Annotated in this window: 12 protein-coding genes; 7 read left to right on the forward strand and 5 right to left on the reverse strand. The window is 73.7% G+C overall.

What is annotated here, in order from left to right; translation table 11 throughout:
* Window positions 1-15 precede the first annotated feature (15 nt).
* Together AB0C87_RS28245 and AB0C87_RS28250 are read left to right on the forward strand one after the other, a co-directional pair.
* On the forward strand, window positions 16-456 hold the full coding sequence (locus AB0C87_RS28245) for a Rieske (2Fe-2S) protein (RefSeq protein ID WP_345184313.1): 441 nt from the start codon (window positions 16-18) through the stop codon (window positions 454-456).
* 94 nt (window positions 457-550) lie between these two features.
* On the forward strand, window positions 551-1,048 hold the full coding sequence (locus AB0C87_RS28250; RefSeq protein WP_345184315.1) for a Rieske (2Fe-2S) protein: 498 nt from the start codon (window positions 551-553) through the stop codon (window positions 1,046-1,048).
* On the opposite strand, the gene AB0C87_RS28255 is transcribed toward AB0C87_RS28250, so the two are convergent.
* On the reverse strand, window positions 1,035-2,204 hold the full coding sequence (locus AB0C87_RS28255; RefSeq protein WP_360580350.1) for a mechanosensitive ion channel domain-containing protein: 1,170 nt from the start codon (window positions 2,202-2,204) through the stop codon (window positions 1,035-1,037). The genes AB0C87_RS28250 and AB0C87_RS28255 overlap by 14 nt on opposite strands.
* Before the next feature lie 168 nt (window positions 2,205-2,372).
* On the opposite strand from AB0C87_RS28255, the gene uvrC reads away from it, so the two are divergent.
* The 4 genes from uvrC to whiA all read left to right on the forward strand — a co-directional run bounded on the left by uvrC (window position 2,373) and on the right by whiA (window position 7,317).
* Window positions 2,373-4,379 (forward strand): excinuclease ABC subunit UvrC, encoded by a 2,007-nt coding sequence (gene uvrC / locus AB0C87_RS28260; protein WP_360580352.1) that lies wholly within the window; start codon window positions 2,373-2,375, stop codon window positions 4,377-4,379.
* A complete protein-coding gene (rapZ, locus tag AB0C87_RS28265; RefSeq protein WP_345184323.1) occupies window positions 4,376-5,254 on the forward strand; it encodes an RNase adapter RapZ in 879 nt (292 codons plus the stop codon). Before uvrC ends, rapZ begins: the two co-directional genes overlap by 4 nt.
* Window positions 5,255-5,306: 52 nt before the next feature.
* Entirely contained in the window at window positions 5,307-6,275 is a 969-nt protein-coding gene (yvcK, locus tag AB0C87_RS28270; protein ID WP_345184325.1) for a uridine diphosphate-N-acetylglucosamine-binding protein YvcK, read from the forward strand.
* Between the two features lie 61 nt (window positions 6,276-6,336).
* On the forward strand, window positions 6,337-7,317 hold the full coding sequence (whiA, locus tag AB0C87_RS28275; RefSeq protein WP_345184327.1) for a DNA-binding protein WhiA: 981 nt from the start codon (window positions 6,337-6,339) through the stop codon (window positions 7,315-7,317).
* A 240-nt stretch (window positions 7,318-7,557) separates the two neighbouring features.
* Here the strand turns inward: whiA and AB0C87_RS28280 are convergent, their stop codons facing one another.
* The 4 genes from AB0C87_RS28280 to AB0C87_RS28295 all read right to left on the reverse strand — a co-directional run bounded on the left by AB0C87_RS28280 (window position 7,558) and on the right by AB0C87_RS28295 (window position 12,716).
* Entirely contained in the window at window positions 7,558-9,303 is a 1,746-nt protein-coding gene (locus tag AB0C87_RS28280) for a heparinase II/III family protein (RefSeq protein ID WP_360580354.1), read from the reverse strand.
* Between the two features lie 179 nt (window positions 9,304-9,482).
* Window positions 9,483-10,706: a hypothetical protein gene (locus tag AB0C87_RS28285; RefSeq protein ID WP_360580356.1), complete on the reverse strand. Its 1,224-nt coding sequence runs from the start codon at window positions 10,704-10,706 to the stop codon at window positions 9,483-9,485.
* Window positions 10,696-12,003 (reverse strand): hypothetical protein, encoded by a 1,308-nt coding sequence (locus AB0C87_RS28290; protein ID WP_360580358.1) that lies wholly within the window; start codon window positions 12,001-12,003, stop codon window positions 10,696-10,698. Before AB0C87_RS28290 ends, AB0C87_RS28285 begins: the two co-directional genes overlap by 11 nt.
* Window positions 12,000-12,716 (reverse strand): hypothetical protein, encoded by a 717-nt coding sequence (locus AB0C87_RS28295; protein WP_360580360.1) that lies wholly within the window; start codon window positions 12,714-12,716, stop codon window positions 12,000-12,002. Before AB0C87_RS28295 ends, AB0C87_RS28290 begins: the two co-directional genes overlap by 4 nt.
* A gap of 234 nt (window positions 12,717-12,950) precedes the next feature.
* On the opposite strand from AB0C87_RS28295, the gene gap reads away from it, so the two are divergent.
* Window positions 12,951-13,955, forward strand: coding sequence for a type I glyceraldehyde-3-phosphate dehydrogenase (gene gap, locus AB0C87_RS28300; protein ID WP_345184339.1), 1,005 nt, complete (start codon window positions 12,951-12,953; stop codon window positions 13,953-13,955).
* Window positions 13,956-14,054: the final 99 nt, after the last annotated feature.

Here is a 14,054-nt window from a genome sequence, read left to right on the forward strand (position 1 = left end):
CACCAGGATGGAGCCATGGAAGACGAAGTGACGCCCGGGGCCGCCGAGGCCGCCGGGAGCGGGGGAGTCGGCCGGCGTGCGGTGCTGTGCGGGACGGGGGCGCTCGGCGCCGCGGCCCTCGCGGGCTGCGCGTCCGGCGGCGGGGCCACGCCCGCCGCGGACCTCAAGGGCAAGCAGGTCGCGAAGGCCGCCGACATCCCGGTCGGCGGCGGCAAGGTCTACGGCGACGAGAAGGTCGTGGTGACCCAGCCGAGCCAGGGCGCCTACAAGGCGTTCACGGCGGTGTGCACCCATCAGGGCTGCACGGTCGGCGGGGTCTCGAACGGCCTGATCAAGTGCCACTGCCACGGCAGCGAGTTCAGGATCGCCGACGGCTCGGTGCAGCGCGGTCCGGCGAAGGAGCCCCTCAAGGAGTACCCCGTGCGGGTCGAGGGCGGCGGCATCGTCGTCACCTGATCATCGAGTCGGGCCCGCGTTGAACCGGCGCGCTCGCGGATCCGTGATTCCCGGTGACGGACAGGAACCGACAGAGGTCACCGGAGGGGCGAGGATGCCACACAGGTCCGAGACGCAGGCGGACGGAACGGAGCTCGCGCCGGGGGAGGGCGCGCCGGGGGACGGCGCCGCGGGCGGCACCCGCAGGGGGCTGCTCATCGGCGCCGGACTCGCGGGCGTGGCCGGGCTGGCGGCGGCGTGCGGCGGGTCGGGCGACGACGGGGGCGGAGCCGGCTCCGGGGGCGCCGGCTCCGAGGGCGGGTCGGGCGCGGCCCTGGCCTCGGTGGGCGAGATCCCCGTCGGCGGCGGCAAGGTGTTCGAGGACGCCAAGGTCGTCGTCTGCCAGCCCCGCCAGGGCGAGTTCACGGCGTTCTCCGCGACCTGCACCCACCGGGGATGCGGCGTCGGATCGGTGTCCGGGGGCACGATCAACTGCCACTGCCACGGCAGCAAATTCAAGATCACGGATGGCTCGGTGGCGAGCCCGCCCGCCGACGAGCCCCTGGCGGCGAAGAAGGTCACCGTCCAGGGCGGAAAGATCATGCTCGCCTGAGCGACTTCGCGCGCGCCGGGCCGTCCTCGCGGGGGACGGCCCGCGCGCCGTCGGCGTGCCGCCCCTCCGCCACCTCCTCCTCGGTGGCCGGGGGCGGGTCGCCGGCCCCGGCCTCGGCGCCGTCCGCGACCGGCTCGGGGCCGATGCGGAGCCGGGGGAGGGCCTCCGGGTGGCGGTCGCGGATGTAGGAGACCAGGTGCTCGCGCACGTCGCAGCGCAGGTCCCAGGTGCTCGCCGAGTCGGCGGCGCTCATCAGTGCGCGCACCGTGACGAGGCCGCTCGGCAGCACGTCCACCACCTGAAGCATCCACTCCCGCTGGTCCCACAGCGGGTTGTCCTTCAGCGCCGAGTGCAGCTCGGCGCGCAGGTCCTCGACCGGGACCGTCCAGTCCACGTGCAGCTCGACCGAGCCGAGCAGACGGCTGGAGTGCCGCGTCCAGTTCTCGAACGGCTGCTCGGTGAAGTGCGACACCGGGAAGATCATGCGCCGGTCGTCCCAGAGCTGCAGGACGACGTAGGACAGCGTCAGCTCCTCGACCCGGCCCCAGATGCCCTGCGTGACGACGACGTCGTCCAGCCGCAGCGCGTCGCTGAACGCCAGCTGCAGCCCGGCGAGCAGGTTGCCGAGGGTGGGCCGGGCCGCGATGCCGACCACCAGGCCGGCGACGCCCGCCGAGGCCAGCACCCCCGCCCCGACCGCCCGCACGGCGGGGAAGGTGAACAGCGCCGCTCCGACGGCGAGCACCACGATGATGACGGCGGCGATGCGGCGCAGCAGCAGCATCTGGGTGCGGGCCCGCCGCGCCCGCCGGTTGCGCTCGCCCTCGATCCGCATCAGCCGCGTCAGCGGCGGGTCGCTCAGCGCGTACCCGATCCGCAGCACCAGCCACGTGGAGGCGCCGATCGCCGCGATCCGCATCGCGTGCCGGACCACGTCCTCGGCGTGCCCGCCGATGAACTGGTACGGCATCGCGGTGCTGGAGCTCACCACCACCGCGAACGCGAAGGCGGGCGCGGTGCAGCGCCGGGCGACCCGTCCGGCGCCGGGCCAGCGGTGCGACAGCCGGCCCGCGACGAGCCGGCGGCCCCCCTCCACGACGATCACGGACGTGCCGACGACGGCGGCCAGGACGATCCAAGCCCAGAGCGTGGACACGTGCGCAACGACCCCCTTCCGGATCCGCGGAACCGTTTGACCCTCCCTTTCCGCATGGTTTGCGAACATCCGGGCGGAGGGGAGAGATCTACGTCACCCTCCGGATCGGCGGGGGCCTCCGGCGGCGCGGGGCACGGCGTGTCGGTGCCGCCCATTAGGCTTTCGAGTGTGGCAGATCCGGCGACCTACCGACCCGCACCCGGCTCCATCCCGGAATCCCCGGGGGTGTACCGGTTCCGCGACGAGCACGGCCGGGTCATCTACGTGGGCAAGGCCAAGAACCTGCGCTCGCGGCTGAACTCCTACTTCGCCGACTTCTCCGCCCTGCACCCCCGCACCCAGACGATGGTGCAGACCGCCGCGCGCGTCGACTGGACGGTGGTCGGCACCGAGGTCGAGGCCCTTCAGCTGGAGTACTCCTGGATCAAGGAGTTCGACCCCCGGTTCAACGTCCGCTACCGCGACGACAAGTCCTATCCCTATCTCGCCGTCACCCTGAACGAGGACTTCCCGAGGGTGATGGTGATGCGGGGCGCCAAACGCAAGGGCGTGCGCTACTTCGGGCCGTACTCCCACGCGTGGGCGATCCGGGAGACGGTCGACCAGCTGCTGCGCGTGTTCCCCGTCCGCACGTGCAGCGCCGGCGTGTTCAAGCGGCAGCACCAGCTCGACCGCCCCTGCCTGCTCGGCTACATCGGCAAGTGCTCGGCGCCGTGCGTAGGCCGCGTCTCGCCGGAGGAGCACCGGCTGCTCGCAGAGGACTTCTGCGACTTCATGGCGGGCAACACCACCCGGTTCATCAAGCGCCTCGAACGCGACATGCGCGAGGCCGCCGCGTCCCAGGAGTACGAGCGCGCCGCCCGGCTCCGCGACGACATCCGCGCCCTGGAGCGCGCCCTGGAGAAGCAGGCGGTCGTGCTCCCCGACCGAACCGACTGCGACATGGTCGCCTTCGCCGAGGACGAGCTGGAGGCGGCCGTCCAGGTGTTCTACGTGCGCGGCGGCCGCATCCGCGGGCAGCGCGGCTGGGTCGTCGACAAGGTCGAGGACGTCACCACCGCCGACCTGGTCGAGCACTTCCTCATCCAGATCTACGGCGAGAGCGAGTCGGTGCCCCGCGAGGTCTTCGTCCCGGCCCTGCCGCCGGAGGTGGAGGCCATGACCGAGCTGCTGTCGGAGCAGCGCGGCGGGCCCGTCCGGCTGCGCGTCCCGCAGCGCGGCGACAAGCGGACCCTGCTGGAGACGGTCGCGCGCAACGCCCACGAGGCGCTCAAGCAGCACAAGACCCGCCGCGCCTCCGACCTCACCACCCGCAGCCGCGCGCTGCAGGAGCTCCAGGAAGCCTTGGAGCTCGACGACGCGCCCCTGCGGATCGAGTGCTACGACGTGTCCAACCTGCAGGGCACCGACGTGGTCGCGTCCATGGTCGTGTTCGAGGACGGCCTGGCCCGCAAGAGCGAGTACCGCCGGTTCACGATCAAGGCCGTGCGGGGGCAGGACGACGTCCGCTCCATCCACGAGGTCATCACCCGACGGTTCAGGCGCTACCTGGCCGAGAGCGAGAAGACCGGCGAGCTCGACTCCCTCGGCGACCCGGAGGAGGGCGCGCACCAGCCGATCGACCCGGAGACCGGGAGGCCGCGCAAGTTCGCCTACCCGCCCAACCTGGTCCTCGTCGACGGCGGCCCCCCGCAGGTCGCGGCCGCGCAGCGCGCCCTCGACGAGCTCGGCGTCGACGACATCGCGGTGTGCGGGATCGCCAAGCGGCTGGAGGAGCTCTGGCTTCCCGGCGAGAGCGACCCGGTGATCCTGCCGCGCAACAGCGAGGGCATGTTCCTCGTCCAGCGGGTCCGCGACGAGGCGCACCGGTTCGCCATCACCTTCCACCGGCAGCGGCGGTCCAGGTCCATGACGGTCAGCGAACTCGATAACGTTCCTGGTCTGGGTCCGGCGCGCCGCGCGGCGCTGCTGAAGCACTTCGGGTCGCTGAAGCGGCTGAAGGACGCGACGCCCGCGCAGGTCGCCGAGGTCCCGGGAATCGGCATGCGCAGCGCCGAGAGCATCGTGGCGGCGCTGCACGGCGGCGCCGCGCCGCCGGACGGCGGGGGCGAGGGACCCGGCGGGGACGAGGGACCCGGCGGGGACGACGGGGAGCACAGGGGGAGTAGCGGATGACCAGCGAGACCAAGATCCCGGACATCGTGATCGTCACCGGCATGTCCGGGGCGGGCCGCAGCACCGCGGCCAAGTCGCTCGAGGACCTCGACTGGTTCGTGGTCGACAACCTGCCGCCCGGGCTGCTGGCCACGATGGCCGACCTCGGCGGCCGGGTGAAGGACGCGGTGCCGCGCATCGCCGTCGTCGTGGACGTCCGCAGCCGCGCGTTCACCGACGACCTGCACTCCTCGATCGCCGAGCTGGAGGCCCGCGGCGTCCACCCGCGCGTGGTGTTCCTGGAGGCCGGCGACGCCGACCTCGTGCGCCGGTTCGAGAGCGTCCGCCGCCCCCACCCGCTGCAGGGCGACGGCCGCCTGGTGGACGGCATCGCCCGCGAGCGCGACCTGGTCCGCGAGGTCCGCGCCGAGGCCGACCTGGTGATCGACACCAGCGGCCTCAACGTGCACGAGCTGCGCAACAAGATCATCGGCTTCTTCGGCACGGACAGCGGCGAGTCCAGCCTGCGCGCCACCGTGGTGTCGTTCGGCTACAAGTACGGCCTGCCGGTCGACGCCGACCTCGTCGTCGACTGCCGGTTCCTGCCGAACCCGCACTGGGTGCCGGAGCTGCGGCCGAAGACGGGCCGCGACGCCGCCGTCCGCGACTACGTCCTCGGGCAGCGCGGCGCCAAGGAGTTCCTGGACGCCTACGCCGAGGTGCTGCGGCTCCTCGCCGACGGGTATGAACGCGAGGGCAAGCACTACGTGACGCTTGCCGTGGGATGTACCGGTGGAAAACACCGTAGTGTTGCCATGGCGGAACAGATCGCCGCCCGGCTGCGGGACGAGGGCATCGAGGTGCAGGTCGCCCATCGTGACCTCGGCCGCGAATGACGGACCGCGCCGGGACCCGGCGGGAGTCCCGGACGAGGAGAGAAACGGCACGGTGAAGCCCCTCGGCCCGAAGGTCGTCGCGCTCGGCGGGGGCCACGGCCTCTACGCGTCGCTGTCGGCGCTGCGCCGCGTCACCGACCGGCTGACCGCGATCGTCACCGTCGCCGACGACGGCGGTTCCAGCGGCCGGCTGCGCCGCGAGCTCGGCGTGCTGCCGCCCGGCGACCTGCGGATGGCGCTCGCCGCCCTCTGCGGCGACGACGAGTGGGGCCAGACCTGGCGGGACGTCGTCCAGCACCGCTTCCGCAACGAGGGCGACCTGCAGGGCCACGCCGTCGGCAACCTGCTCATCGTCGCGCTGTGGGAGCTGCTCGGCGGCGACGGCGCCTCACCGGGTTCCACCGTCGCCGGACTCGACTGGGTCGGCCGGCTGCTCGGCGCGCACGGCCGCGTGCTGCCGATGGCGGCCGTCCCGATGGACATCGTCGCCGAGGTGCGCGGCGCCGACCCCGCGAGGCCCGACGAGATCACCCATGTCAAGGGCCAGGTGGCGTGCGCCAGGACGCCCGGCAGCGTGCTCGGCGTGTCCCTGGTGCCCGCCGATCCGCCCGCCTGCCCCGAGACCCTCGCCGCCGTCGACGACGCCGACTGGATCGTGTTCGGCCCCGGCTCGTGGTTCACCAGCGTCCTGCCGCACCTGAAGGTGCCCGCGCTGGCCCGCGCCCTCACCACCTCCCGCGCCCGCCGCGTCGTCGCGCTGAACCTCGCGCAGCAGCCCGGCGAGACCGACGACTTCTCGCCGCAGACCCATCTGGAGGTGCTGCAGGCGCACGCGCCCGACCTGCGCGTGGACGTCGTCCTCGCCGACCGCGGGGTCGTGGACGACCCTGACGCCCTCGACAAGGCCGTCAAGGACCTCGGCGGACGTCTCGTGCTGGCCGACGTCGCCGCCGACGACGGATCGCCGCGTCATGAACCCGCCCGTCTGGCCCAAGCCTTCGTACAGATATTCACCGAGTGACGACCGGCGCGGCCGGGATCGGCCACACTGCTGGAAGTCCGATAGGGGGAGGGTTCATCAGATGGCGATGACCGGTGTGGTCAAGGACGAGCTGAGCAGGCTCACGGTGCTGAAGCCGTGCTGCCGCAAGGCCGAGGTCTCGACGCTGCTGCGGTTCGCGGGCGGCCTGCACCTGGTCAGCGGCCGCATCGTGATCGAGGCCGAGATCGACACCGGTGTGGCGGCGAGGAGGCTGATCAAGGACATCTCGGAGGTGTTCGGGCACACCTCCGAGGTCGTCGTGCTCGCCCCGAGCGGCCTGCGCAAGGGCAACCGCTACGTCGTGCGCGTCTTCCGCGACGGCGAGTCGCTCGCCCGGCAGACCGGCCTCATCGACAACAACGGCCGGCCCGTCCGCGGACTGCCCCGGCACGTCGTCGCCGGCGCCGCCTGCGACGCCGAGTCGGCCTGGCGCGGCGCGTTCCTCGCGCACGGCTCCCTCACCGAACCCGGCCGCTCCATGTCGCTGGAGGTGACCTGCCCCGGCCCCGAGGCCGCCCTCGCCCTCGTCGGCGCCGCCCGCCGCCTGAAGATCCACGCCAAGGCCCGCGAGGTCCGCGGCGTCGACCGCGTCGTCGTCCGCGACGGCGACGCGATCAGCGCCCTGCTCACCCGGCTCGGCGCCCATGACAGCGTCCTGGCCTGGGAGGAGCGCCGGATGCGCCGCGAGGTCCGCGCCACCGCCAACCGCCTCGCCAACTTCGACGACGCCAACCTGCGCCGCTCCGCCCGCGCCGCCGTCGCCGCCGGCGCCCGCGTCGCCCGCGCCCTGGAGATCCTCGGCGACGACGCCCCCGAGCACCTCGTCAACGCCGGACGCCTCCGCCTGGAGCACAAGCAGGCCTCCCTGGAGGAGCTCGGCCAGCTCGCCGACCCGCCCCTCACCAAGGACGCCATCGCCGGCCGCATCCGCCGCCTCCTCGCCATGGCCGACAAGCGCGCCGGCGACCAGGGCATCCCCGGCACGGAGGCCAGCCTCACCGCCGACATGCTCGCGCAGTGATTCCCAGGGGGGCGACCCCCTGGAACCCCCGTTGCGAGCCGGGCGATCCTCACGCCACGGTGCTGGTTTCCGTGCCCGTGCGGGTTGCCGTCGTGGCGCTCCGGTCGCCCGGCTCGGCGGGTCGTGCGACCTCCAGGCGCCCAGAGCGCCTTCCGGCCGCCCGACCCGCGGCCTCGCTCAGGTCTACTCCAAGAGCGTCATGGCGTGGCACGTCCGAGAGCGCTGAAATGTGGATGCCGGTCAGGGGAGGCGGTGAAGGGCGCCGTCGGGGGTGGCCTCGAAGGTCAGGTTGTGGGCGGAGAAGGTCGCCTCTACGTGGAGTGTTCCGTCCGGGAGTGTGCGGGTCTGGATTCTCGGTCCTTCGCCGCGGACGGGGGCGATCAGGGTCAGTATGCGAAGTTGCCGGGTCCTTCCATGGGCGGGAATCGTCACCACCGGGGCGGGGAGTCTCTTGCGGGTGGAGGGGGCGATCCAGCCTTGCGGCGGGTCCAGGGCGCCTCGGGTGACCGTGGCGGGTCCGCCTGTGGTGCCGGGGAGCGGTAACCGGATGAAGTGGACGCGGACAGGGCCCGCGGTGGCGACGGCGCCGGTCCCGGCCGGAACGGCGGTGAACGCCGCGGGCAGGTGCCAGAGCTGCTCGACGGAGCGGGGGGCGGCGGAGCGCACCTCGTCCAGCACGGCGACGGCGTCGGGATCGGAGGCCGCGAGCACAGTGCGGAATCGGGCCGTCCCGGCGAAGGCGGTGTCGGAGAACCGGAACGTGTCGGCGCCGCGCCGGAACTCGTGCGCGACCAGCGCCGTCGCCGCGTTCTCGCGGAACGGCGCGCCCCGCACCACGAGCGTGTTGTGCGCCTCCGGCGAGGCCAGCCACCTGCGCCAGGTCGTGTCGCTGTAGCCGATGTGGCCGCTCGGAACGAGGATGTCGCGGCCGAGCGCATGGAAGGTGAGCGCCATGTGGTCGTTCTGCCCGTGCGCGTACCGGCCCGGTCCGAAGCGCGCCGTGTAGGCCGTCTCCTCGGCGAAGGAGCGGCCGTCCCGGCCCCAGCCGGACCTGCCCACCACGTACCCGGCGCGGTAGACGCGCGCCCTCTCCTTCGGCGGGACGCCTTCCGCGCCCTGCGTCGCGACGTATCTGAGCGGGCCCGTTCCGGGCGAGTCGATGTCGGAGGCTCTGGACGCGTCCGACTCGCCGATCTGGAGCAGGTCGCCACCGGGTGTGGTCTGGAAGGCGATGAACTCGTCCATCAGCTTGTGCCGGCGGACGAGTTCGGCGGGGACGGGACGGCCGCACTCGCGCATCACCCGGAAGGCGAGCCGCCACCGGCTCCGGTTGTAGACGGTGTAGCGCGCGGACTGCTCGTTCCCGGCGCCCTCGTCGTCGACGGCCGGCCGCGCGCCGCCGGGCGGGGCGAGGACCGCGTCGAGCAGGCGCCGGTGGCCGAGCTCCGCGAGGTCCGCCCGGCCGATGCCGCAGCCCGCCGTCATGAGCGTCATCGACTCGTCGGTCCCGTGGTTCCAGGGCCCCGAGTAGTGCTCGGGACGGGCCAGCCACCGCGCGTGGGCCGCGACGGCCTCGTCCAGCCACCGTCCGGCCAGGTGCCTGCGGAGGCAGACGAGGGTGGCGAGGCGGAACTTGGCGGCCTGGTCGATCGCCTCGCGCCGGCGCGCGGAGAACCGCTCGGGGCGGGCGTTGTCGGCGAGCCAGTCCCGGGCGACGCCCGCGGCCGTTCGCAGTGCGGCGCGGTCACCGGTCCGCTCGTGCTCCCTGATGAGGCCGCCGAGCCATTCGAGGGAATGGAACCAGAGCTGCCACGACCGGTTGCCGTCCGGTGCCAGGCCCCAGTCCACGTCCGTCCCGTCGGCGACGCGGACGGGGGCGACCTTCGGAGTGGCGAACCGGCCCGCGCGCACCTGCGCCGCCGGGTTGACCCTGTCCAGGCCGTTGTAGCCGAGGCAGACCGCCCGCGCCGCGGCACGCGCGGTCACGGGTGCGGCGGACGGGACGCCGCCGTGGCAGCCGCACGATAGCGACAGCAGCAGCGCGGCGCACCCCGCCCCGCGGGCGCCTCTCCCTGATCGATGGGCCACAGTCCCACCACACACGCGAAGTGGGCTGCCGCCGGACGGCCGCCGGTGAAGGGACGGTAAACAATCGGAGCGTGCGGTCAGCGCGGTTTGTTGTCGCCCCGCAGCACGCGCTCGATGAGGTCGTCGCGGAGCTGGCCGTAGCCGGTCTCGGCCCACACGCTGCCGGACGGGTCGGCCTCGTAGTAAGGGACCTCCCGGCCGTCGCGGCGGTCGGTGAGGACCTCGGGGGCGCGCTTGTCGCGGGCCGCGCGGGCGCACGCGCGGCAGGTCCGGACGCTCAGCCGCCTGCGGGAGCCGACGGGCCGCCAGTCGAGTTCGCTGGTCGCGTCGCCGTGGAGCGGGTTGAAGAAGCACAGCGGGACGGGCGGGATCTCCGACCGGCCCTTGGCGACCGCCTGCGCGGAGGCCAGGGCGTCGCGGCCCTGGTCGAGGAGGACGAGGACACCGGCAAGGTCGGGGACGCCCCGCGCCGCGTCTAGGGTCTTCCCCGCGGCCTGGTAGGCGTCCAGGGCGCGGGCCACCAGGGCGCGGGCCCGCTCGCCGGAGGTCGGGACGGTGCTGTCGTCCAGCAGCTCCCCGAACGCGATGACCTCGCGGGACGCCTGCTCGCGGAGCTGGTCCTCGGTGGCGCGGTGCGCCGTGGCGAACACGGTGCGGGGCATCAGCAGCCCTTCCCCCTCGCGGCGGACGGAGGCCATCCGGCGCCGCCGCCACAGCAGGAACCCGGCGACCCCGGCCGCCGCCGCGGCCGCCGCGCCGGCGCCGAGGGGCAGCGCGAGGCCGCCCCCGTCCGCCTCGTTCCCGTCCGCGCCGCGTTCGCCCGGCGCGGTGCCGTGCCGGGCCCTGTAGCGCTTGTCGATCTCGGCGGAGACCCGGTCGTACTCCTGCTGGCCGGTCCCGGAGACGATCAGGTCGGCGACGCGCGACAGCCGGGCGGCGAGCGGCGCGTCGTCCATGGCGCGGTCCAGGGCGACGGCCCAGGCGGCGCGGTCGGCCCGGTGGTCGCCGCCCCACTCGCGCGCCCTCAGGTCCTGGGAGTCGTCGTCGAAGGTGATGAAGATCCCGTCGCGGCCGAGGCGGTCGTGCGCGACGGTCGCGAGCTGCTCGCCGTCCGTCCACGTGCCGCCCTTGACGATGGGGACCAGCACGACGAAGACCGGCGCGGGGGCCTTGCGGAGCTTGGCGATGAGCTCGCGGCGGGCCGCCGCGGGGAGCGCCGGCGCCAGGGACGGGTCGACGTAGACGGGGGAGCGGCGCAGGGCGGCGGCCAGCCGCTCGCCGGGGGACGGTTCAGTCAACACCGAGGTACCTCATCACGCGGGGGAGGAAGGTCTTGCCGTGGGCGCCCCACGCCGCGTCGCGCCACACGCCCGGGACGAGGGTGTGCGGGCGGTGGCCGTCCGGCCCCGGGATCTGCAGGAGGCGCCGCTCGTCGAGCGCCTGCCTCTTGTCGAGATCCCGGCAGTTAGCGCAGAGCGGGCACTGCCTCGGCAGGGCCCCGCCGTGGTCCTTCTCCAGCATCCGGACGCGCTTGCGCACGACCGAGCTGCCGTGCAGAGGGTTCACCAGGCACGGGGACGGCGGGGACTCGATGTCGCGGGTCAGGGCGACGCATCCCTGGCGGGCCAGCACGATCGCGCCGACGAGGTCGATCGCCTTGCCCTCGTCATCCTTGGCGTCGTCGTAGAGGATCTGCGCGGCGTCGTAGGCGGACACGGCGTAGGCGCGTCCGCGCTCGCTGTCGGCCGTGGTGAGCAGGCGGCGGAGCCTCTCCAGGTCCTTGGCGCCGTGCCGGCGCAGCCAGCGGATGCTCGGCCTGGTGCGCGCCTGGTCGTGCCGGCGGGTCCTCGGCCGGTTCGGGGGGCGCGACAGCCCGCCCCGGCGCAGGGCCAGGACGCCGAGACCCAGCCAGTACAGGACCGCGGCCGCCGCGGGCCCGGCGAGCAGGAGCCCGGTCAGCAGCGGCGCCTTGATCTCCGGTTCGTCGGGCGTCAGGGTGTTCTCCTGCCCGAACGGGTCCGGACTCGAGTACAGCCGCGGCATGGTGGGGGACGCCGAGGGTGCCGCCGCGTAGCCGTCGAGCCGCCGGACGATCCGGTCGGCGAGCCCGTCGAACGGGCGCTCGGAGTCGGCGGGTCTCGCGGCGCCCGGCGCGTCCTCCTCGTCCAGTTCATCCAACGCGGACAGGCCCCGGCGCGGGACGTTGAACGCCTCGGACTCCAGATTCCCGTGCCCGTCGGCCATCACGTAGAGGCCGTCGCGGCGCGACCGGTCGTGCAGCATGAACAGGAACGCGTCGTCGCGGCCCTGCGACTCCGACTCGCTCGGGTTGGGGATCACGACGACGTACGCCGGCGTGCCGAGCCGCTTCGCCGTCCCGGCGAGGACCGCGCGGAGGCGGGCGCGGTCGGACGCGCCGAGCGCCTGCGCGAGGTCCGGGTCGACGAACAGCGGGTCCCTGGCCAGCGCGGCGCCCACCCGGTCGAGCCGGTGGTAGGCGTACGGGGGCGGCTCGTCGGCCGCGGCGGCGCCGGGGAGCGCCGCGAGCGCGGCGAGGGCGAGTGTGAGGGCGGCGAGCACCGCCGGAAGCCGCCTCATCTGCGTGCCTTCCCGGTGTTCTTCTTCGGCGATCGTCCCGGCCGCCGCGCCCGCCGCGCCGCCAGGACGCGGCGGCCGACCAGCAGGCCGAGGATCGAGGCCCCGCTCAGCGCCGCGCCGCCGCCGAACACGCTCCACTCGATGCGGGACGCCCGCCGGTCGGCCGCGTCGTCGGCGTCGAGGGCCTCGCGGACCTTCGACTTCGGCCGCGGCCGCGGATGGTCGCGGCGCTCCCTGGCGTGCCCCGACAGGGCGATGTCCACGAACAGCGCGACCACCCGCGCGGCGCCCGCGTCGTAGGGGGTCTCGGAGTTCGCGGCCGACCAGGCGTCCTCGATCGGGAGCCCGCGGACGTCGCCGAACTGGCGGATCTCGCCGCTGCCGCCGGACGGGGGGACCACGATGTAGACGCCGTCCTTGCGGAGCCGGTCGCGCAGCAGAGCCGCGAAGGACTCGGTCGCGCTCTGCGGGCCGAGGCCCGAGGTCGGCGTCACCGCGACGTACACCGGGACGCCGAGCCGGGCGACGGACGCCCTGATCCGCGCGGCGGTGTCCGGGGGCAGCGCGCGGGGCGCGTGGTCGGTGACGTACACGGGGTCGCGGCGGAGCGCGGCGGCGATGGCGTCCGCGCGGTTCGCCGGACCGGCGCGGTCCGGGGCGGGCGCCGCCCCGGCCGGTCCGCCGAGCAGCACGGCCCCCACGAGCCCCGCCAACAGAACCGACCACCCGCGCCACATGGCCCCGGAGTGTAGTGATGATCGTGCTATGTCGTGAAAGGAGGGATGTCCCCCTACCGGGGGAGACGGGCTCACCCGTGGTTCCCACGAAACCGGTGTCGGGCTACTCGTGGGTCATTGGATAGGGTCTGAGGTGGGGGATGACCCCGGATCGACCGTAGGTGAGCCCGGCTGGCACCGGGCGATACGACGTACGAGGAGAGCGGTTCCGTGACCATCCGAGTAGGCATCAACGGGTTCGGCCGGATCGGCCGCAACTTCTACCGCGCGGTGAAGGCGTCCGGGGCCGACATCGAGGTCGTGGCGGTCAACGACCTGACCGACAACGCCACGCTCGCCCAGTTGCTCAAGTACGACAGCATCCTCGGCCGCTTCCCCGAGGACGTGCGCGCCACCGAGAACGAGATCGTCGTCGGCGGCAAGGCCATCAGGGCCTTCGAGGAGCGCGACCCCGCGAACCTCAAGTGGAGCGACGTCGGCGCCGACATCGTCGTCGAGTCGACCGGTTTCTTCACCGACGCGAACAAGGCCCGGGTGCACGCCGACAACGGCGCCAAGAAGGTCATCATCTCCGCGCCGGCGAAGAACGAGGACCTCACCGTCGTCCTCGGCGTCAACGAGGACAAGTACGACCCGGCGAACCACACGGTGATCTCCAACGCGTCCTGCACCACCAACTGCCTGGCCCCGCTGGCCAAGGTGCTGCACGACAACTTCGTCATCGAGAAGGGCCTGATGACGACGGTCCACGCCTACACGCAGGACCAGAACCTGCAGGACGCCCCGCACAAGGACCTGCGCCGCGCCCGCGCCGCCGCGCTGAACGTGGTCCCGACCTCCACCGGCGCCGCGAAGGCGATCGGCCTGGTGCTGCCGGAGCTGAAGGGCAAGCTGGACGGCTACGCCCTGCGCGTCCCGGTGCCGACCGGCTCGGCCACCGACCTCACCGTCGAGCTGTCCCGCGACGTGACGGTCGAGGAGGTCAACGAGGCGTTCCGGGCGGCCGCCGAGGGCCCCCTCAAGGGCTACCTCACCTACACCGAGGACCCGATCGTCTCCAGCGACATCGTCACCGACCCGTCGTCCTGCATCTTCGACTCCGGGCTGACCAAGGTCATCGGCGACCAGGTGAAGGTCGTCGGCTGGTACGACAACGAGTGGGGCTACTCCAACCGCCTCGTCGACCTCGTCAAGCTCGTCGGCTCGCAGCTGTAACCGAAGCCCGTCACCGCCGTGGGGGGGCGGCGCGCGGCCCCCCCGGGGGGGGGGGGGGGAGGGCAACCCCAGCCCCGGGGCCCCCATGTAGACCGCGGC

Origin of the sequence: Actinomadura sp. NPDC048021 (assembly GCF_040653135.1) — a bacterium.
Lineage (GTDB): Bacteria > Actinomycetota > Actinomycetes > Streptosporangiales > Streptosporangiaceae > Spirillospora > Spirillospora verrucosospora.